Here is a 19,399-nt window from a genome sequence, read left to right on the forward strand (position 1 = left end):
GACAGTCGGTCGGGTCGACGGTGATGCCGGTTTTCTCGAACAGTTCGCGGGCGGCGCCCTCGGGGAGAGGCTCGCCCTGATCGAGCTTTCCGGACGGCATGTGCCAGCGTCCGTAGCTGTAGGGGCCGCCCCGCTGCGAGAGGAGGATCTTGTCGCCGTCGCGGAGGATGACGTGGGTGTCGATGACGGGTGCTGCCGGTTGTCCGCTCATGTTCCTTGGGGGGTTGAAGGGGAGGGCGAGGGAATCGACGCTAGCGGTAGAGGAGGTAGGGCGTCGGCGATTCGCCGCGCTACGTCCGATGGTGTGTAGGCACCGTTGCCGAAGAGCAGTACCTGGGCTGGGCCCTGGCTCATGAGGTAGGCCGCCGCATCTCGGTAAAGATCGACTTTCCCCAGCAACCGTCAGCGCCAGAGCGGTTGCCAGGGCTTCAGAGATGGGGAGAAGACCTTCCGCGGCGCAGCGACGGTACTTGTCCACGACCCTTCCGGCAGCTGATCAACAGCGCGTAATCTCCATGCCGCCACAAGATCTTCGTTTCAGGTCGGGGGAGACCGCATGCAGCACCTTTCCACCCCACTCGCCAGGACTCTGGGCGCGGCGGCTTTGTTGTCGGCAGCCGCCGCATGGGGCGCGGCCTCGATCCGGTACGACGCTGACGGCCCGCGCCTGGACGTTCTCGCGCCGCTTGCCCTGGCGGCGGTGTCCGTGGTGGGCTGGCTGATGGCCTCTCGGTCAGCACCCCTCGTGAAGCTACTGCCGTCGACCGCTCCTCCCCGGGAGACGATCCCGGGCAAGCTGGGAGCGGTGCGCCGTGACTGGGGGCTCGTCGCTGCGGCCTACCTCACTGTCTGGGCACCGTTCGTGGCGGCCAACAGCGCCTACGGCGGCCGGGGTTCACAGCTCGGCGCCGTGTACTGCCTGCTCACCTTCATCCTCGGCGCCGTGCTGTCCCTGTGCAATCTCGCTCTGCTCCAGAGCAACCTCGGTCGATCGCAACGCATGCTCAAGGAGGACGCGGCGGCGGGCAGTGTCCACGCGATCCGCGTCCGGTTCGGTACTCCCGTGCTGGAGATGTACCGATACCCCACGGGCCAGGGTGTCGGCAGGATCGCCGCCTCCACCAGCTACGGCGTCGAGTTGGTTCACGAGGGCGACACCGGCGAGCAACGGACTATCCGGCTCCGGGCCATGAGGGCCGCCCAAAGCGACAAGGTCGGTGACAAGCACCTCACCCATGCCGCTTCCCAACTTGTCTCCCACGGCGGCTGGTTGTGCTGGCCTGCCCGATGGCGTGACATCGCGGGCACGAACAAGGATCTCAAGGTCCCCGTCGCCTTCGTCTCCGACTCCGGGCACGTGGTCTGGGGCGAGATGCAGCAGGATGACTACGCGTACTATCTGCGCGATGGTGCCGCACCATTGTGCGAGACCGACCCCGGGCTTGCCGTCGCGCCGCTTCCCCGGCCGTCGCGGTACTTCCCGCAGGTGCACGCCTCGCACCTGCGTGTCGCGGCGGTTGGCGCCCTCCTCGCCGTCCCGTTCCTGCTGGATGTCGTACCGTACTGGGCCGGTCTGGTGTTGGGCGTGGTCTCGGGGGCCTTGGGGCTCTTGGCGGGGATGACGATGGACGGAGTGGGCGTGGACCAGGAACCGTGGACTGTACGTACAACCTCCCATCCGTCACTTCAGTAGGCGCAGCCCGCGCGACGGCATGGCCACGGAACCGCGGCGCCGGCCCTGCAGCGTCGTTGCAGTCCGGTGTCGGCGGCAGCTGGGCGTCCGCGCTGCTCGACTCCCTCGTCCTGGGGGCCTGCTACTTCGCGCTCTTCCGTGGTGACGGGGGCGGTGAGGGCGGGATGGAGGAGCTGGGTGACGAGTTCGTGCAACCCGCTGTCGTGAAACAGGCCGAGCAGGCCCGGATGGCCGGCCAGGTCGGGGGCGAAGGTCTGGTTGGTGTACGCGATCAGCCGGGCGGGGTCGTAGTGCTCGCGCATCCAGGCGTCGACGAGATGGGCGGCGGGACTGCAGGAGCTCGTCGGGAATCATCCCGGGGCGTATCAGGACGCCGTCGCGACGAAGGCGCGCACTTCGTTGAGGGTCATCGGGGCGGGAATCGGCATGGCGAACCTCCAGGCAGCGAATCGAGGCGGGCGGGGACGGCGGGTCCCCACCAGTAGGGCGTTGCAGGGGAGGGGTCAGGGGCGGCGGGCGACCAGGACGTCGAAGCGCGCGTGCTCGATCAGTACGCCCGCGTCGGTGTGTTCGGTCAGCAGGGCGAGGGCACGCTCCTCGAATTCCTGCAGCCGGTCGCCGAACAGGGGGCGGGAGGCGAAGGACGTCGAGTACAGGTAGCCGATGACCGTCTGCGGGGTCCAGGGCCGCTCGACGTCGATGGTGTGTTCCTAGACGTCGGCGAACGGGGACTCGGCGAGGATCTCCCGGTAGGGGCGGTCGTGGGCTGCGTAGGTCTTGTCCTTGCCCGCCCGGCGTTTGGTGCCGGTGTATTTCTGGATGAGGGACCGCAGGGCGTCCGTCCAGGCCGAGCGGGCCGTCCAGGGGCTGCCGTCCCCCATGACGACGACCGCGGCGTCCTTGGCCGTGCAGCCGGCCAGCAGCGACAGCACGGCCGGCTGGTCCATCCAGTGGAAGGCGCGGCATACGGTGACCATGTCGGCGGTCCAGCCGGGTTTGGCCCCAGTGCATGGCTGCTCGCCACAGGAGTCTGCCGAGCCCGGTCCCTCGGTACCTTTTGCGGACGCCGAAGTACTGGGGCATGAGTTGGGGGACGGCGATGGCGTCGGGCCGGATTTCCATCGGTCCGATGGCGCCGGCCACCGTCTCGTCCACGACGGCGGTGAGGACCGGGCCCACGCGTGCGTCGCGCATCTGGCGATGCAGGAAGGCGAAGCCGTCTGCGGCCAGTTCGGCGGCGAGGTCTTCGAAGCTGGCGCGCGTGTGGCGGGGCCATTGGTGGAAGGGGCGGACGGGCCCGTTGGGGGCCGGGCAGGGATGCGTGGTGAAGTCCTTGAGCTGGATGCGTGTGCCGCGTCCGTCGGGTACCTCTGGTCCGGCGAAGCGGATGATCTTCGCCTGTGCGGCGCCGCGCCGTGCGGCGAGGTCATGGGCCAGCTCCCTGGCGACGATCGCGCTGTCGGGCTGTGTCGCGTACACGTGGACCTTGATGGTTGCGGTGCTGCGTTGCAGCAGGGTGGGGATGAGCGTCTGGCCCGGCCGGTGGACGATGTCCGCGACCAGGACAGTCTCGGTCTTGCTGCTGAACCAGCGGATGTCTTTGTCGTAGTGCAGGAAGCGGCCGGTGGTCGCTGCGGTCAGGGTGTCTGCGAAGAGGTCCATGGTGAGGACTGACGGGTGCACGGGGCCGATGGTCGGCACGAAGGGCACCGCAACCACGGGGCGAAGCCAGTCCCAACGCAATGGCATGACGGAACGGTATCTCGCGCCTACAGACCAGTCGCGCGTGCGCCTTGCTGTACCCCATCGTCTCAGCCACGCTGTCCGGGCCGCCCGTCCTCCCGGAGGTGGAGGAACTCCCGGGCGCCGCGCAGGGGGGTGCGCAAAGACCGCTGCGTCGTCTGACTGTCGAGACGCACGTCGAGGGCTCCGGGAACGGTGCTCTCGGCTCGGAGGCCGGCGGGCAGCCGGGAGGCGTCGAGACCGTCGCGCCTTGCGATGAGGACGCCTAGTTCGTGGCGGCTCAGGGCATCGGCTCCCGCGGCATGGTGGATTCCCACAGCGCTGCTCAGCGCCAGTTCCAGCACTGCGGCGGCCAAGTCTGAGACGTGGACCGGGCACCGAATGTCGTCGGTGAACAGGGCTCCGTCGACCGTACCAGCGGCGAGTTGGTGGACCAGGCGCTCGTGCACGGAACGCCCGTGGCCGATGATCAGCGACGTGCGGACGACGGCGGCTTTCGAGTGCACCGCGAGGACCCCGGTCTCCGCGGCTGCCTTGGCTGCGCCGTACGGGGTGATGGGGTCCGGGAGACAGGACTCGTCGTAGTGGACGCGGCCGGCACCGGAGAACACCGCGTCGGTGGACATGTGGACCATGCGGGTTCCGCGCTTCGCTGCGACCATGGCGAGCCGGAGCGGGCCTTGTGCCGTAACTGCCCAGTCGGCCCGAACGCCTGGGACGAGGAAACCGTCTGACACCCCGACGTCACGCGCTCCTTGTCGACCGCGCAGGCGTCCACTGCGGGGTCGGAATATTCATCGGCGCCGTCGAAGCGGAAGCCGAAGTGGACCTGGTCACCTTCGGAGGGCACCTGCGGGTGGGGCTCAAGGCTCCAGTCAACGACCGCGGCGGTGACGCCGAGAGGCCGCCCATCCGTGTCCACGACCTGCACCCTGACACCTGCCTTACCGCGCTCCGCCGTCGTGTCGGTGCAGATCCAGGAAGAGCAGCCGGACAGGGCGAGCATCACCAGAGCCAGTGGGGCAACGGCGAGTACCCGTGCGGGGAACACTGAGATGACCTCCGGTCGGGGTGAGGCGGGGCAGTGTATGAAGCGCCGAGCTGGGCGAGGTCGTCCTGCGGGGACTGCTCGAGCAGCCCGCGGATCAGGGTGGGTAGGTCGGATCCCCAGGTGGGGTCGTGGAAGGCGCCGTCGATGAAGTGGAGCTCGACGTGGGTCTGCCCGCGGCGTCCGCGGCCTGCCAACTGGACGCTCTGCCCGAGGAGGGTGGCGACGAGTTCGTACTTCAGCTCGTCGGGCAGGCGGAGAAGCGCTTGGGCGCGTTGAGGTTCAGGCGCAGGTGCGCGTCGGCCGCCGCGCGGGCCCGGGCCAGGGCGGCGGCGGGGTCGTCGCCGGGCACGGTGTCGCGCCAAGACGAAGGTGCGCTCGCCGGTGTGGATGACGAAGGTCCAGTATGCGCCCGACTCGCTCTCCAGCATGCGGCGGAAGACGGCCAGCGCGCTGTGCGGCCCGTAGCCGGTGATGTCCGCGACGAAGGAGCGCCGGATGACGAAGTTCGCGCTGGCGCCCGTGCCTATCGCCTCCCGCACCGTCTGCGCGTAGGCGTCGTCGTCCTGGTCGAAGGAGCCCCCAGACAGGGGCGTCGCCACCCGCGGCAGCCGGCTCAGCGCCTCGTACAGGGGCACCGTATCCGGAGATCTGCCGGTAGGGCACCACCACCAGTTGCTCGTGCCGGGCGCCGGAAGCGGCCGGGGGAGGCTCGGCCAGCGGGATCTGCGCCAGCGTCGCGGGCCGCGACACCTCGCCCGTCAGGACGTCGAGGCGGTCGGGCCCGGTGGCCTCGGGCCAGTACAGCAGGGCGTATGCGGCGGGCGGCGCCGTCAGGATCCGCTCCAGGAGCGCGCTCACCCCACCAGCTCCTTGGTCGTCACGACCCGGGCGCACAGCGCCGCGGCGTACTCGAGCGCCAGACGGTGCTGCCGCTCGGAGAAGTCGGCGACGGCGTCGGCGACGAGGAAGGTCTCGATGTCCCGGCTGAACGCGTCCACCGCGGTGGCCAGTACCCCGATGTGCGCGTACACGCCGCACAGCACCAGCTGGTCGCGGCGCCGGTCACGCATCCAGGCCGACAGCCGGGAGCGGTCGAAGGCGCTGTAGCGCCATTTGGCGAACACCGGTTGGTCGGTGTCCGGTTCCAGTGCGGTGGCGATCGCGCGGTCCTCGGCGGGAGGCGCGCATGCCCGGACCCCAGAAGTCCTTGAGCAGGCCGCGGTGACGCGCACCCATGTCGCCGGACTGGGCGGTGTAGGCGATGGGCACATCGAGCAGCGCGCAGTGATCGCGCAGCCGGACGGCGTTGTCCAGCAGTTCCTGGCGCAGCGGGGCGGGCAGCGCGGCAAGGAAGTAGCGCTGCATGTCGTGCACGAGGAGCACCGCGCGGCCGGGGTCGAATTCCCAGGGAGCGGGGCCCGCGGGCAGCTGGCCCGTGGTCGGAAGCGGATAGGCGGAGATGGCCGGGATGCCGGTCATGAACGGGCTCTCCAGTTTCCTCAGGTGGGGATTCCGGCGCGCCTGATCTCCGGTACGGGGATGCCCAGCGAACGCAGTTGCTCGAAGGGGTTCATGAACTCGCGGTTCTGCACGATCTTCCCGTCGTCGAGGGCGAAGGAGTGCAGGAAGTGGTTCTCGTAGTAGCCCTCCGGGTAGCCGGGGAAGCAGAGCTTGCCGTTGCCGTCGCACTCCACCCAGAAGAAGCCGGGGTCCTGCGTCTCGAAAACCTGGATGTTGTACCACTCCCAGTTCGGGAAGCACTTCAGCGACCAGACGCCGTGCCCGGCCAGGCGGTCGCGGCCCCGGATGACGACGGGCGCGCCGGTGTCGTTGGTCCACAGGCCGCCGCTGCCGTCCTCGACGAACAGCTCGTGCCGGCGCAGACGGCTCTCGCCCTTGGTGTCCGCCAGGTACTTCTCTCCGGTGGCGCGGTTCTTGCGGCGCAGTGCGGCGGCGTCGGTGAAGCCGTGTGGTGCGGGTCGGCCGTGGGATCCCCTCGCGGCGTTGGTGGGCGCACGGCGCCGAAGGACGGCACCGCGGCCGAAATAAAGAGGAAAAGGTCAAAGGGTCGCGGGCAAGCATGTCCTCCCCGACTCGGCCAGGGCTTGGCGGCCGGTCGACGACGGCTCGACAGCCGCCGCCCGCCCGCCGCACTGGCGCCGCGCCGCGGGCGGCGTCCGCCTGCGGCTCAGGCGCTTTTCGACCGGACCGCGATGCACGCGGCGCAGGCTGGGACACGAACGGATCCGGTTGAGGTGCCTCGTGAGAGGCGGGAGAGAGGCGAAGCGCCCGATGACAGCTGTTGACCCCGACGCCGCGGGAACCTTCCCCCACCCGGCCGATGCGGAAGCGGCCGCCTCCCCGGACATGCCCGCCGGCACGGTCGATGCCTTCAGGGAGCCGACCGAGCAGCTGCTCGAACTGTCCCTGGGCTACCTGTACTCGGCGGCGCTGCACACCGCGGCCCGCTACGACATCGCCTACCTGCTGGCCGACGGCCCGCGCACCCCCGCGGAGCTGGCCCGCGCGGCCGGCGTCGACGGGCCGCAGCTGTACCGGGTGTTGCGCTTCCTCGCCACCAAGGGTGTCTTCCGCGAGGACGAGACCGGCCGCTTCCACCTCACCCCGCTCGCCGAACCGCTGCGCAGCGACGCCGAGCGCTCCCTGCGCGACTACGTCTTGGTGCGCGGCGAGGAGGTCTTCTGGCACTCCGCAGCCCGGCTGCACGAGGCGGTACGCACCGGACGGACCGCCTTCGAGGGCCTCTACGGCGTCCCCTTCTACGACTACGTGGCGGCCGACCCCGACCTGGCGGCGGCGTTCAACGCCAGCATGGCGGCCTTCTCGGGGACACTCACCAACGACGTCGCCGCAGCCTGCGACCTCGACGGCGCCAAGAGCGCCGTCGACGTGGGCGGCGGCCGTGGCGGCCTGCTGCGCGCCCTGCTGCGGCGCCATCCGCAGCTGACGGGCACGCTGTTCGACCTGGAGTCCGTCGTGAGCGCCCATGTGCTGGACACCCCGGAGCTGACGGGCCGCTGGCGCGCCGAGGCGGGGGACTTCTTCACCTCGGTCCCCCCAGGGGCCGATGTCTACCTCCTCAAGCACGTGCTGGCCAGCTGGCCGGACGAGGAGTGCGTCCGCATCCTGCGCAGCTGCCGCCGGGCGATGCCCGGACACGGCCGGCTGCTCGTCATCAACGCGCTGGTCCCGCCCGGCAACGAGCCGCACCCCGGCAAGACCATCGACATGGTCATGATGACGGTCCTCAACGGCAAGAGCCGCACGCGCGCGCAGTACGAAGCGCTGCTCGCCCAGGCCGGGTTCGCCGTGACGGGCGTGGTGGAGGCCTCACCGCACGCGTCGGTCGTCGAGGCGGCCGTGCGGCACTGACGCCGTGCCGGGCGACCCGCCCGGCACGGGTCCCTCACCAGGTGACAGGGAATTCCAGCAGCCCCTGCGTGGTGTCGCCCGGCTTGAAGGGGATCTCCGCCACGGGGACGGCCGGCCGCAGCGCGGGCAGCCGCGCGAACAGGCTGCCCAGAGCGATCTCCAGTTCCGCGCGGGCCAGATTCTGGCCCAGACACTGGTGGATGCCGAAGCCGAACCCCAGATGATGGCGGGCAGGACGGTGTCAGTCGGGGGCGTCGGGCGCGTCGTACACCGACGCGTCGCGGTTGATCACCGACAGCGCGAAGAGGACGCCCTCACCGGCCCGGACCGTGACACCGGCGACCTCGAGGTCCTCCAGCGCCACACGTGCCAGTCCGTCCGAGATCGACAGCATCCGCATCAGCTCCTCGACAGCCGCCGGCCACAGCGCCGCGTCGGCCAGCAGCTCGGGGTGGGCGAGCAGGGTGAGCGTGCCCAGGGAGATAATCCCGGCCGTCTTCTCATGGCCCGCGACGAGCATGAGCAGGGCCAGCGAGACGAGTTCGGCCCGCTCCGCGGTGCCCGCGCGCAGCCGGTCGCGGACGAGGGCGTCCAGCAGGCCCTCGCCGGGCGCGCTCTGCCGCTCCATGCGGTCGATGAGATCGCCGAGCTACCCGTCCAGCCGGTCGCGGGCGTCCCACGCGTCGGCGCCCGTGGGGCCGCTCAGCATCCTGTGGCATTGCGCCGTGAAGAACGCGTGGTCGGCGTAGGGCACGCCGAGCAGGCCGCAGATCATCGTCAGCGACACGGGCAGAGCGAAGGAGGAGACCAGATCGGCGGGCGGGCCCTGCGCGATCATCGCGTCCGGCAGTGTGTCCACGGTCCGCTGGATACGTGCCCGTTGTGCGCTCACACTCCCGAGGGAGAACGACGGGATCATCATCCGCCGCTGCACATGTCCTCGGCGCCGAACAGAGCGGGGCTGCGGTCGCGCTGGACGGCCGCGAGGCGGGCCTACACCTGGGGGAAGCCGGGGCTGCGGCGGTCCGAGGACAGCCGCTGGTCGGCCAGCAGCGCACGGGCCGCGCCGTGGCCGGTGACCAGCCAGACCTCGCGGCCGTCATAGAGGGTGACGCGGGACAGGGCCGGTCCGTCCCGCAGGGCGGCGTAGGCGGCGGGCGGTTCGTAGGGGCAGCCGCGGTCCTGGGGGAAGGCGAGAGGTGCGAGCGCCCGGGTGGTGCCGGTCGGTTCCGTCATCGGACACCTCCGAGGAGACCCCGGCCCGCGGGCCAGAGGAGGGATCGGACTTCGCGGAGCAGGACGGCAGGCGGCGGCCCGCCGCCGCGGGGCCGCGGGGACCGGCCTTCACGCGGGAGACACCGCGCTCCCGGCGGACCGCGGCCCGGGCGGCTGCCCTCCGGCGCCGCCGGGCGCTGTGGGGACGTCCCCGCCGGGCCCGCCCCCGGCTGCCTGGCCCGCCCCCTCCACCCCGCCCTCGGCCCCGCTCTGCCGGCCGGCGCTCTGATCGGCGGCCTGGTCGTCCAGGCTGACCCGGCGGCTGCGGACCCGCAGCCCGTCCTGCGCGCGCACCAGGACGTCCTCGCAGACACAGGCCTGGTGCACCCGGGAGGCGCCCCCTATCCGGGTGGCGTAGATGACGGTGTACGCGCGCACGTTCAGGGCCCCGTCCGGGCGTTCGTCGATGACGAACATGCCGGTGAAGTGCCGGCGGCGCTCCCCGGCGGCCGCGATGGCGGCGGCCGCCGCACGGGCGCCGCTCTCCAGGGCCGCGCGGCCGCGCATCGGCTCCGGGCGCGTCGGCAGGTGGAAGAGGGCGTCCTCGGTGAAGGTGGCCGCCCACCCCGGCGCGTCACCGCTGTCCAGGCGCTGCATCTGACGGGCGTAGAACCCCGACACCTCCGAGTACAGCGCCGTGTCCGGTGGGGGAGCCGCGTCGGGTCCGGTCGGCCAGGTCAAGGGGGATCTCCGTTCACTGCGCGACGCGCGGCGTGCCGTACCGCTGTCGATGCCGGGCCCGTACAGGGGGAAGTGCCGCCACGCTTGTACAGCACGCCTGTGACTCGATCGAGAGCCCGTGGAGTACGGACCGCGCCCGCCTCGCCCCGCACCGTCCGGCTCCTGTCCGCTGCCTTCCACCGGCCCCCGCCCCTCGGCCGCCGCCCGCACCGGTCGGTCCGGCGTCCCGTACGACGACCCTCGCCCGCGCCGGTCACCGCCGACGACGCGGACACGGCTCACGACAGCGTCCCGGGCAGCCGGAGACGGGCACGGCCGCGGTACCAGAGGCGCGGCGTATTCGAATCCCGCCGCAACCCTGCTCGGCAGCGGCTGGAACCGCGCTCACGGCACGAGCGGGACACGAGTTCCCGGTGCTGGACTTGAGCCGCCTCTTCACCTTTTTTCCGGCACGCATCACAGGAGGACACATCATCATGGTCGCCCGACGCCGTGTGCTCGGCGCAGGACTCGCCATCGGCGGCACGGGATTCACCGGGGTATCCCTTCTGCCGGTCATCAACGCACGCGACGCCTCCGCGGCGGCGTCGCAGCCGGCCGCGGCACCCGTAGTGACGCCGTTCAGCCGGCCCATGCCCCTGGTCCCCGTGCTCTCACCCGTGTCCACCAGCGGCGGCGTGGACCGCTACGAGGTCACCATGCGCGCGGTGAGCAAGGAGATACTCCCCGGTCTGACGACCGACCTGCTGACGTTCGACGGACACTTTCCCGGCCCCACCATCAAGGCCCGCCGGGGCCGCCCCGTCGTCATCCGCCAGCGCAACGAGACCGCGGTGGACACCTCCGTCCACCTGCACGGCGCCTCGGTGCCGCAGAACAGCGACGGCGGCCCCATGGACGTCATCGCGCCGGGCGCCGAACGCGTCTACACCTACCCCAACAGGCAGCGGTCTGCCTCGCTCTGGTACCACGACCACGCCCACCACGTGGAGTCCGAGAACGTCTACCGCGGCCTGCACGGCAGCTATCTGCTCAGCGACCCCGACGAGGCCGCGCTGCCGCTGCCCAAGGACGACTACGACGTGCTGATCGGCATCCGGGACGCGCACTTCGACACCACGACCGGCCAGCTCATCTACACCATGAGCGACCGGGCCCGCAGCACCATCTTGGTCAACGGCGCGCCCTACCCCTACTTCGAGGTCGCCGCCCGCAAATACCGGCTGCGCTTTGCCAACACCTCCAACCAGCGCTTCGTCGAGCTGGGCCTGGAAGACGGCAGCGACATGATCCAGATCGCCTCGGACGGGGGACTGCTGCCCGAGCCGCACACCACCAAGACCGTCTACCTCTCCTCGGGCGAACGCGCCGACGTCGTCATCGACTTCGCGCGCTACCCGGTCGGCACGAAGATCGTCCTGAAGAACACCGCGGGCTTCGGCCCGGTCGAGGAAGTCGGCCAGGTGATGCGCTTCGACGTGGTGCGCACGGCGGACGACCCCAGCTCCGTACCCTCCACGCTGCGCACCCTGCCGCAGCTGCCCCAGCCCACCGCCGAGCGCACGGTGGTGCTCAGGATGGACGAGGACGGACGCGTCGACCCGAATGGATACATCGACGAGAAGCTCTACGATCCCGAGCGCGTCGACGCCCGCATCCGCTTCGGGGCCAGCGAGATCTGGACGGTCACCAACGCCAACACCAAGGCCTCGCACAACTTCCATCTGCACCTGGTGCAGTTCCGGGTCCTGGAACGGGCCGGAGCGGCACCCGGGCCCGCCGAGTCGGGCCTGAAGGACACCGTCGTACTCAAACCGGGAGAGACGGTCAAACTGCAGATGACCTTCGACAGGTACCGGGGCACCTACGTGTACCACTGCCACATGCTCGACCACTCGGCCATGGGCATGATGGCGACGATGAAGATCTGCTGACCGCGGGCGCCCACAACTGCCCATGGAGAAACGCGAGTCGAGCAGGGAGAGCGAGGGTGGCCACCACAGCCGTGAGGCGACGGGCGGCGCGCACCAGCAGCGCGCACAGCGCCGCGACAGGCGCCGCGCCCTGGTCCCGCTGCTGCTCGCGATGCTCCTCTCCCAGCTCGACAACATGATCGTGGGCACCGCGATGCCCACCGTCGCCGGCGACCTCGGCGGCGTGCGGCACCTGACCTGGGTGGTCGCCGCCTACACCCTCGCCACGGCCGCCGTCATGCCGCTCTGGGGCAAACTCGGCGACCTGCACGGACGCAAAGGTGCCTTCCTCGGCGCGAGCGCCGTCCTCCTCGCCGGCCGCGCTGTGCGGCCTGGCCCAGGACATGGGCCAGCTGATCGCGTTCAGGGCCCTCCAGGGCATCGGCGCCGGCGGCCTGATGGCCGGTGCCGTCGCGATCGTGGGCGAGCTCGTACCCCCGCGCGAACAGGGCCGCTACCAGGGCCTGCTCGCCGCCACCATGGGGGCCGCCATGACCGGCGGCCCGCTCGTCGGCGGCACGGTCACCGACCATCTCGGCTGGCGCTGGGCGTTCTACCTCAACCTGCCGGTCGGCGCGCTCGCCCTGGCCCTGACATCGGCGCTGCGGCTGCCCCGACGACGCTCTCCGGCGCGCATCGACTACCCGAGCGCGGTGCTCCTGATGGCCGGCATCACCGCGGTCGTCCTGCTCACCACCCGGGCAGGCGCCCCGCACACCGGGAACCCGTCCGCCCTCGTCGCGCCGGCCGCAGGCGGCGCCCTGTGCCTGGCCGCCTTCGCCGTCCGCCAGCGCAGGACCGCCGCGCCGATCGTGCCGCCGCACATCTTCCGCAGCCGCAACTACGCGCTGATGTCGGTGATCGCGTTCCTGACCGGCTTCGTACTGTTCGGCGCCGTGCTCTTCCTGCCCCTCTACCAGCAGGCCGTACAGGACGCCTCCGCGACCGGCTCCGGACTACTGCTGCTTCCGATGCTGGTCGCGATGACCGCGGTCGGCGCGTTCGCGGGCCGGGTCGTCACCGGCAGCGGACCTACAGAATCCTTCCCGTCGCGGGCGGCGCACTGCTCCTCGCCGGGGTGGTCCTGCTCTCGCAGATGGACACCACCACCTCCCGGCCGCAGTCCGTGCTGTGCATGATGGTTCTCGGCGCCGGCCTGGGCTGCCTGGTCCAGATCGTGACGCTGATCGCGCAGAACAGCGTCGACAGCACGGCCGAATCGTCACGTCGGTCACGCCCGGCCAGGACACCTCAACAAGATCGTGTTACGAGCTCTTAGGCTTTTGATGTGATACGCGTCGAAGCGTAAAGGGTGCGGCTGAGGACGGTGATCATCCACGCCGTCAGGGTGACGGTGACGGTGATCTGGACGGCGGACAGCACGGATGTGGGCATGGGCGGAACCTCCGGTGGGGAGGGGAAAGATGAGTCGGCGGGAGGCTTGGGTGCGGGGACGCGGCGGTGCTCATGCCCAGCCCGTTTCGGAGTAGCGGCGGCCGGCGCGGATGCCCTCGATGGCCACCCGGGTGTAGGGGACGAGGTTGTCGGGGAGTGCGGTCGGGTCCCAGAACTTCCACTGGGTGCACTTGTCCGGCTCGCGCAGTTCCGGCTCGCCACTCCAGGTCCGGGCGCGGAAGAACAGGCCCATGCGGGGCTGGTCCCCGGCGCGATCGATGTGGTGGACGACGTGGACGAGTTCGACGTCCTGGCGCTCGATATGCAGGCCGGCCTCCTCCCGTGCCTCTCTGATCAGGCAGGTGATGGCGCTCTCCTGCTCGCAGTGGCCGGCCAGGACATGCCAGGTAGAGGGCGCGAACGCGGAGTCGGGGTGACGCAGCCCGAGCAGCACCGTTCCGTCGGGCCGCTCCAGGTGGAGGTGGACGCCGACGACGTTGAGGACCGTGCCGTGCGGGGAGGTCGGGCGGCGCTCCTCGTGCGATGAGGGCCCGCTCTGTGGGGCGGTTCTGGCCGGGTGGCTGGCGGCGTGGCGCCGTACGAGGTCGCTGGTGGTGTCTGCGATGCGCAGGCGGTGGAGGTCGTTGGGGGCGAACCAGGCCAGCATCACCCCTTCCGTCAGGTGGAGTTCGCGGGGGTCACCGTTCCAGCGGCCGGCGTAGATGGCGATGGGCACGCTCGCGCCGGCGTCGTCGCAGGCGTACTCGGTGGCGAACGGGGTCAGGTCGGCGAGGTCGAGGCCGGCTTCCTCGGCCAGTTCGCGCCGCACGGTGTGTTCCAGGGTGGCGTCCTGGGGTTCTCGGCCGCCGCCCAGCAGGGACCACATGCCCGGCTCCCAGATCCGGCCGGGGAAATAGTCGCGCAGGTGGAGCAGATACTGGCCGCGGTCGTTGTGGATCAGGGCGGAGGCGTTGGCAGTCTCCGGTTCGGTGGTCGGAGGTGGCGTCACGGCGGGCCTTCCAGGCGAGTGGATCATGCGGGGTCGGTGACGGTGGGTGTGGCGGGTTTCGGGATGCTGGCGGTGGGGGCGTACTGGGCTGCTTGAGCGTCGAACATGGCGGCGTATCGCCCCTGTGCGGTCATGAGTTGGTCGTGGGTGCCGTGTTCGGTGAGGCGGCCGTGGTGGAGGACGTAGATGCGGTCGGCGTGGCGGACGCCGGACATGCGGTGGGTGACCAGGACGACGGCCCGGTTGGGGGCGGCGAGACGGCGGATCTGGTTGAAGGCCTCGATCTCGGCTTCGGGGTCGAGGGCCGAGGTGGGTTCGTCGACGATGAGAACGCTGCCTCCTTGCGAGGTTGCACTGCGCCAGTGGGTGCGGGCGAGGCCCACCTTCTGCCATTCACCGCCGGAGAGTTCGATGGCGCCGCGGAACATGCGGGCCAGCAGGCTGTCGAGGCCGTGGGGGAGTTTGGCGATGACGGATCCGGCCGCGGCGTAGTCGACTGAGGGCTGAAGGTCGCGCGGTGTGGCGGCGTGGGAGGGGCGGCCGAGGCGGATGTTCATCGCTGCGGTCACAGGCCAGCGCTGGAAGTCCTGGGTGAGCAGACTGACGCGCTCGAAGACCTGGGAGCGGTCGAGGCCGCTGATCTCTGCTTCGCCCCAGCGCAGGGTGCCGGTCTGGGGCAGCAGCATGCCTGACAGGATCTTCATCAGCGTGCTCTTGCCGGAGCCGTTCTCACCCACCACCGCGGTGACCGAGCCCATCGGCAGGCTGAGGGACACCTGCTCCAGGGCAGCCGTGTCACGGTCGGGGTAGCGATAGGTGACGCGATCGAGAACCACCTCCCTGACCTGTTCTGGGACCGGATCGCCGCCTTCGGGGATGGTGCGCTGCGCTGCCTGGGCGAGGAACCGGGCGTGGTCGCGGACGTAGAGGGATTCCTCGTGCAGCTGGTTGATGTTCATCACCAGCGCGCCCAGGCTCGCCGACCCGGTCCGCACCGCGATCACAGCGGTGCCGGCGATGGCGAGGCTCATCCGCCCGGTCATGATCAGCCAGAACATGGCCCCGTACGTCGCGGCCATGGCCAGCCCGGACAGCGCGGAGGCGACCCATTCGGTCAACGCCTTGTTGGAGGCCAGGCGTTCCTGTTCGGCTTCGGCGCTCTCGGCCATGCGCTCGTAGCGGTCCAGGAGGAAGGCGCCGACGGCGTGCAGGCGGACCTCCTGCGCGGCGCTGCGCTCGGTGAGCAGGTTGCCGATGAGCCGGCTGGCCCGGACATGCTCGAGCCAGCTCATCACCGATACGTACCGTTCCTGGGCCACACGCATCGCGCCCCAACCGCGCGGGGCGGCGATGAGGATCAGCATGGGCAGCAGGACGGGATGCAGGACGGCCAGGACGCCGGCGGTGGCGATCAGCGAGATGAGGCCGTTCAGCGCGGCGACACAGACACCGATCATGCGGCGGGCGGAGCCCGGACCGTACTGGGCGACGTCGACGAGCCGCCGGAAGTCGGGGTCGTCGATGGCTTCCAGCTCGACCCTCGCGGCGGCGGCCAGGTACTGGGTGGTGGCGATCCGCTCGACCATCGGCTCCAGGCGCCCGGCGCGAGAGGTCGACCACGCCGCCAGGGCGGAGTTGACCACACCGATGGCGGCCGCGGCCAGCAGACCGGGCAGCAGCGCGTGCAGCCGCTCGGCGGCGTCACCGCTCCCGGCGAGCAGGGCATGCATGACGGCGTTGATGGCGAGCAGACCGACGGCCGCGGCGGCGCCCTGGCCGACCTCGCTGACCGCTACGGCCAGCAGCGCCCGCCGGTCGGCGCTCCACGCCATGCGCAGGGCGGCGCCGACGAGGGCGGGCATGGAGCGCAGTGCGGACATCATGGTGAGGTCCAGGCCGGCGTGCTCATGGTGGGACCAGCCCAGGTCGTAGCGCAGCGGTCCGCCGAACAGCTCCTGTTCGGCGTCGGAGACCTGGGGTTCGGCCATCTTGACCGGTCCGAAGAACCCTTTCACCGGGAGCCTCCCGAGGTGGGCCAGTTCAGTGCCCGGTAGGACGGGCCGTGGGTGAGCATGCGGAAGATGGCGACGGTGTAGGGGTGGCAGCCCGGCGGGGGTCGTTCCATCGGCACCCAGAACAGCCCTTCGTGCTTGTCCGGCTCGGCGTTGCACGGCTCCCCGGTCCAGGCCTGCGCCACGAACACGGCGGTGATCCGATCCGTGCCCCCGGGCTCGTGGTAATGGACGAGGCCGCCGAACTCCTGCTGGTCGGCGCTGATATGGCCGCCGGTCTCTTCCTTCGCTTCGCGTCGTGCCGCGCGGTCCAGCGGTTCGTCTGCCTCGAGATGGCCTCCGACCGAAGCGCGCAGGTTCCCAGATTCCTGAACGCTGGCAGGCCGGAACCTGCGTGTCAGTTGATGGCTGTGGCGGTCCCGCGGACGGGTTCCGGCGAAGCTGACGGGATCCGATTCTCCAAGCGTTTGCCGTGCCGCGTCTAACTGGCTAACCGGCAGGCCAATGTGGGTTCGGCGTGCCGTCATCGCTCATGTGCGCCCGTTGCCAGATTTCGTTCCAGTTGAACGGCGTCTCCGGGACGAACCGGTGCCGCTGCCCGCACGGACATGGCGCCAGCGCCCGCGCGCACCCACGGCACAGCTCGACCCAACCGTGCCCGGTCGAGCTCAGCACTCGTGGTCCCTCAACCCCGCAAGCCGGGCAGCCGGGCGGCTCGGCACCGTCCAAAATCGCGTTCTGCCGCTGGACGTACTCGGTCAGGCGCAGCGACGGGTGGCGAAACGGGTCTTCGAACCAGGCACGGTCGGGGCTTTCCCACCAGTTCCGCAGCCACCACGGTCGCGGGTTCGGTACAGCCCGCCGCCCAGCCTGTTTCTCCGCCCGGCGCTGTGCGGCGTACTCGTCTGCCCGTACGAGCCACAGCACCCGCGCCTCGTGCAGTTCCTCCACCGCCCGCGCCAGCGCGTCCGGGTCCGCCTCCAACCGACGGGGGATCGCGGCGCTGAGCGTGAGGTGGTGGTATGTCGCCCGCAAGCCGTAAGGAGCAAAAACGGTGAGGCAAGTGCGCAACGCGCTGTGCCGCCGGTGGAGGGGGAGCCGGGCGTCGTGCACGCGCGCTCGATGGGTCAGGAAGCTGGTCATGGTGTAGGCGCCAGGTCCAGTGCCCGTGCCAGGGCGGCAGTGACGGCGGCAGCGTGTGCCGGCAGGTGTTGTTCAGCCCAGTCTCGGGCAAGACCGAGGAAGTCCTGCAAATCCTGCTGGGCGCCCGCGACGAGCCTGCGTATCTGGTCTACCGACAGCTCGATCACCGGGCTGCTGTCCGTCTCGTGGGCGTCGAGCGTCAGCCGGACGATGTCGCCTAGACGTTCGGCCATCGAGGACGGATCGTGGCCGAAGTAGGAGCAGCCGGTGCCGTTGGGCACCTCCAGCCAGTCGCGCCAGGTCTCCAGGCCGTTGCAGCAGCCCGGCTCGACGAAGACGGTGTCGGTGGCGTTGTCGGTCACACGGAAGCCGCCGGCGGCGAGCAGATCAGGCATGGTGAGCAGCCCGTACAGGAAGGTGCCGAGCGGGTCGGTCGGGCACGGTCCGTGCTCGTCCTCCGGCTCGAAGTCGTTGCAGTCGGCGATCTGCATAACCGCCGTGCCGACCTCCGCCGGAGTGAGCTCCCCGTTCAGCACGAGGTAGCTATATGGCTCGTGCTCTCCCACCGGCCAGAGCGCGAAGTCGTCGGCAGCGGAGATCTCCAGAACGGGTTGCATCACAATCACATGGGGATGATGCCGGACCCACGGCTGCACCGCCACGGGCTTTCAGCTGGCATCGGGCTCGGAGTGGGCCCGCTACTGGGCAGTTTCGCGGTGGGTGCTGTCACGTTGGTTGACCGGGTGGGATGATCTTCTGGTTGATCGTGCTGGAGGGGGCTGTCGGTGGGGGCCGTGTCGCCGTCGTACAAGGGGCACCGGTACCCGGTCGAGGTCATCTCCCACTGTGTGTGGCTGTACTTCCGCTTCCCGCTGTCGTTCCGCGAGGTCGAAGAGCTGATGCTCGAGCGCGGAGTGACCGTCTCCTACGAGACGGTGCGACGGTGGTGTGGCAAGTTCGGGCAGCAGTACGCAGGCGCGCTGCGCCGCCGACAGTCTCGGCCTGGGGACAAGTGGCATCTGGACGAAGTCTTCATCAAGATCAACGGTGAGCAGCGGTACCTGTGGCGGGCCGTCGACCAGGACGGCAACGTGTTGGACATCCTGGTGCAGAACCGCCGGGACAAGGCCGCGGCCAGGCGTTTCTTGCGCAGGCTGATACAGAAGACCGGTGCGGTGCCGCGGGTGATCGTCACCGACAAGCTCCGCTCCTACAGCGCGGCCCGCCGCGAGGTCATGCCCTCCGTCGAGCACCGCCAGTCGAAGTACCTAAACAACCGGGCCGAGAACAGCCACCAGCCAACGAGACAGCGCGAACGGGCGATGAAAGGCTTCTGTTCCGTGGGCGGAGCACAGCGGTTTCTGTCCGCATTCAGCGGCATCACATCCCACTTCCGACCCCGCCGCCATCTGATCCCCGCACACGACTACCGAGCCGAAATGACCGTCCGCTTCGCAATCTGGGAGCAGATCACCGGAGTCGCCAGCCTGCCGGCCGCGCCGTGAGCACACAGCCGGAACCCGCCTCCACCATGCCTCGGCACACCGTCAGACACCCCCACACCCAACAACGTGACAACGCCCGTAGCAGGGCTTGCCCAGCCCTAGATGTTCGGGGCGCCCTTGCGGGAGATCACCGGCACGATGCGCCGCCGTTGAAGCTCGCGCCGCTCGGCTGGGGAGCCGTACGCCTTGTCGCTCAGGACGGATTCGCACGACGTCGTGAACGGGCAGCCGTCGGGCCAACGGAGGGATGCCGTCGACCAGGTTGAGTGTCTGGGGGATGTCGTTGACGTTGGCCGCAGTCGTGATGACGTGGGGCGGGGTGCCGCGTCCGTCGCAGAGCGGGAGTGCTCGCCCCGTCGGCACGCTCCAGAGCTCCGTTGGCGAGGCTGCGATCATGGCGAGCAGGGACAAGGTCTTAGGCAGGGACCGAGGGCTATGCGGGACGTTGGCGCCGAGGCGGTGTGGTCGACCACGAACTCGGCAGCAGAGATCTCGGCCCGCAGAAAGTCGGAGACGCAAATCCCGT

The 19,399-nt window shown here is 70.2% G+C and carries 16 protein-coding genes and 6 pseudogenes; 7 read left to right on the forward strand and 15 right to left on the reverse strand.

Annotated features, from left to right (window positions below):
* Window positions 1-10: 10 nt before the first annotated feature.
* Window positions 11-211 (reverse strand): annotated as a pseudogene (locus tag ACFVYS_RS22410) (NUDIX domain-containing protein); the annotation flags it as partial.
* A 345-nt stretch (window positions 212-556) separates the two neighbouring features.
* Here ACFVYS_RS22410 and ACFVYS_RS22415 point away from each other — a divergent pair.
* Window positions 557-1,693, forward strand: a complete 1,137-nt coding sequence (locus ACFVYS_RS22415; RefSeq protein ID WP_389504512.1) for a hypothetical protein — start codon at window positions 557-559, stop codon at window positions 1,691-1,693.
* Here ACFVYS_RS22415 and ACFVYS_RS22420 read toward each other — a convergent pair.
* Complete coding sequence (locus tag ACFVYS_RS22420) at window positions 1,687-1,995, reverse strand: hypothetical protein (RefSeq protein WP_389504513.1); 309 nt, start codon at window positions 1,993-1,995, stop codon at window positions 1,687-1,689. The two genes, ACFVYS_RS22415 and ACFVYS_RS22420, sit on opposite strands and share 7 nt — an antisense overlap.
* Window positions 1,996-2,403: 408 nt before the next feature.
* Window positions 2,404-2,670 carry a hypothetical protein gene (locus ACFVYS_RS22425; RefSeq protein WP_389504514.1) on the reverse strand — a complete coding sequence of 89 codons (267 nt, stop codon included), beginning with the start codon at window positions 2,668-2,670 and terminating at the stop codon, window positions 2,404-2,406.
* On the opposite strand from ACFVYS_RS22425, the gene ACFVYS_RS22430 reads away from it, so the two are divergent.
* Window positions 2,663-3,367, forward strand: a complete 705-nt coding sequence (locus ACFVYS_RS22430) for a hypothetical protein (protein WP_389504516.1) — start codon at window positions 2,663-2,665, stop codon at window positions 3,365-3,367. The genes ACFVYS_RS22425 and ACFVYS_RS22430 overlap by 8 nt on opposite strands.
* A 137-nt stretch (window positions 3,368-3,504) precedes the next feature.
* On the opposite strand, the gene ACFVYS_RS22435 is transcribed toward ACFVYS_RS22430, so the two are convergent.
* The 5 genes and pseudogenes from ACFVYS_RS22435 to ACFVYS_RS22455 form a co-directional block, all read right to left on the reverse strand.
* Entirely contained in the window at window positions 3,505-4,173 is a 669-nt protein-coding gene (locus ACFVYS_RS22435; RefSeq protein WP_389504518.1) for a sugar nucleotide-binding protein, read from the reverse strand.
* Window positions 4,125-4,442, reverse strand: a pseudogene (locus ACFVYS_RS22440) (hypothetical protein); the annotation flags it as partial. The gene ACFVYS_RS22435 and the pseudogene ACFVYS_RS22440, both read right to left, overlap by 49 nt.
* Window positions 4,442-5,122: a hypothetical protein gene (locus ACFVYS_RS22445; protein ID WP_389504520.1), complete on the reverse strand. Its 681-nt coding sequence runs from the start codon at window positions 5,120-5,122 to the stop codon at window positions 4,442-4,444. The gene ACFVYS_RS22445 and the pseudogene ACFVYS_RS22440, both read right to left, overlap by 1 nt.
* A 219-nt stretch (window positions 5,123-5,341) precedes the next feature.
* Window positions 5,342-5,966: pseudogene (locus ACFVYS_RS22450) on the reverse strand (isochorismatase family protein).
* A gap of 20 nt (window positions 5,967-5,986) precedes the next feature.
* A pseudogene (locus tag ACFVYS_RS22455) lies at window positions 5,987-6,448 on the reverse strand (PhzA/PhzB family protein); the annotation flags it as partial.
* Window positions 6,449-6,779: 331 nt separating this feature from the next.
* Between ACFVYS_RS22455 and ACFVYS_RS22460 the strand changes: the two are divergent.
* On the forward strand, window positions 6,780-7,880 hold the full coding sequence (locus ACFVYS_RS22460) for an ArsR family transcriptional regulator (RefSeq protein ID WP_389504522.1): 1,101 nt from the start codon (window positions 6,780-6,782) through the stop codon (window positions 7,878-7,880).
* A gap of 34 nt (window positions 7,881-7,914) precedes the next feature.
* Here the strand turns inward: ACFVYS_RS22460 and ACFVYS_RS22465 are convergent.
* Window positions 7,915-9,116 (reverse strand): annotated as a pseudogene (locus ACFVYS_RS22465) (cytochrome P450).
* A 108-nt stretch (window positions 9,117-9,224) separates the two neighbouring features.
* Complete coding sequence (locus ACFVYS_RS22470) at window positions 9,225-9,836, reverse strand: nuclear transport factor 2 family protein (RefSeq protein ID WP_389504524.1); 612 nt, start codon at window positions 9,834-9,836, stop codon at window positions 9,225-9,227.
* Window positions 9,837-10,312: 476 nt separating this feature from the next.
* On the opposite strand from ACFVYS_RS22470, the gene ACFVYS_RS22475 reads away from it, so the two are divergent.
* The 3 genes and pseudogenes from ACFVYS_RS22475 to ACFVYS_RS22485 all read left to right on the forward strand — a co-directional run bounded on the left by ACFVYS_RS22475 (window position 10,313) and on the right by ACFVYS_RS22485 (window position 12,948).
* Window positions 10,313-11,770: a multicopper oxidase family protein gene (locus ACFVYS_RS22475; RefSeq protein ID WP_389504526.1), complete on the forward strand. Its 1,458-nt coding sequence runs from the start codon at window positions 10,313-10,315 to the stop codon at window positions 11,768-11,770.
* 193 nt (window positions 11,771-11,963) lie between these two features.
* Window positions 11,964-12,065: pseudogene (locus tag ACFVYS_RS22480) on the forward strand (hypothetical protein); the annotation flags it as partial.
* A gap of 25 nt (window positions 12,066-12,090) precedes the next feature.
* Window positions 12,091-12,948, forward strand: a complete 858-nt coding sequence (locus ACFVYS_RS22485) for an MFS transporter (protein ID WP_389504528.1) — start codon at window positions 12,091-12,093, stop codon at window positions 12,946-12,948.
* A gap of 326 nt (window positions 12,949-13,274) precedes the next feature.
* Here the strand turns inward: ACFVYS_RS22485 and ACFVYS_RS22490 are convergent, their stop codons facing one another.
* The 5 genes from ACFVYS_RS22490 to ACFVYS_RS22510 are packed head-to-tail and all read right to left on the reverse strand — an operon-like array spanning window position 13,275 to window position 17,985.
* The gene (locus tag ACFVYS_RS22490; RefSeq protein ID WP_389504530.1) at window positions 13,275-14,213 is read right to left on the reverse strand and encodes an NUDIX domain-containing protein; all 939 of its coding nucleotides are present in this window, start codon (window positions 14,211-14,213) and stop codon (window positions 13,275-13,277) included.
* Window positions 14,214-14,236: 23 nt separating this feature from the next.
* Window positions 14,237-16,228 carry an ATP-binding cassette domain-containing protein gene (locus tag ACFVYS_RS22495; protein ID WP_389504532.1) on the reverse strand — a complete coding sequence of 664 codons (1,992 nt, stop codon included), beginning with the start codon at window positions 16,226-16,228 and terminating at the stop codon, window positions 14,237-14,239.
* A complete protein-coding gene (locus ACFVYS_RS22500; protein ID WP_389504534.1) occupies window positions 16,225-16,752 on the reverse strand; it encodes an NUDIX domain-containing protein in 528 nt (175 codons plus the stop codon). Before ACFVYS_RS22500 ends, ACFVYS_RS22495 begins: the two co-directional genes overlap by 4 nt.
* Window positions 16,715-17,368 carry a hypothetical protein gene (locus tag ACFVYS_RS22505; protein WP_329430167.1) on the reverse strand — a complete coding sequence of 218 codons (654 nt, stop codon included), beginning with the start codon at window positions 17,366-17,368 and terminating at the stop codon, window positions 16,715-16,717. The genes ACFVYS_RS22500 and ACFVYS_RS22505 overlap by 38 nt, the downstream gene beginning before the upstream one ends.
* Window positions 17,365-17,985, reverse strand: a complete 621-nt coding sequence (locus tag ACFVYS_RS22510) for a hypothetical protein (RefSeq protein WP_389504632.1) — start codon at window positions 17,983-17,985, stop codon at window positions 17,365-17,367. Before ACFVYS_RS22510 ends, ACFVYS_RS22505 begins: the two co-directional genes overlap by 4 nt.
* Before the next feature lie 168 nt (window positions 17,986-18,153).
* Here ACFVYS_RS22510 and ACFVYS_RS22515 point away from each other — a divergent pair, with 168 nt between their 5' ends.
* Entirely contained in the window at window positions 18,154-18,873 is a 720-nt protein-coding gene (locus tag ACFVYS_RS22515) for an IS6 family transposase (RefSeq protein ID WP_389504536.1), read from the forward strand.
* Window positions 18,874-19,399 lie beyond the last annotated feature (526 nt).

This window comes from Streptomyces sp. NPDC058295, assembly GCF_042880655.1.
Classification (GTDB): Bacteria; Actinomycetota; Actinomycetes; order Streptomycetales; family Streptomycetaceae; genus Streptomyces; species Streptomyces coriariae.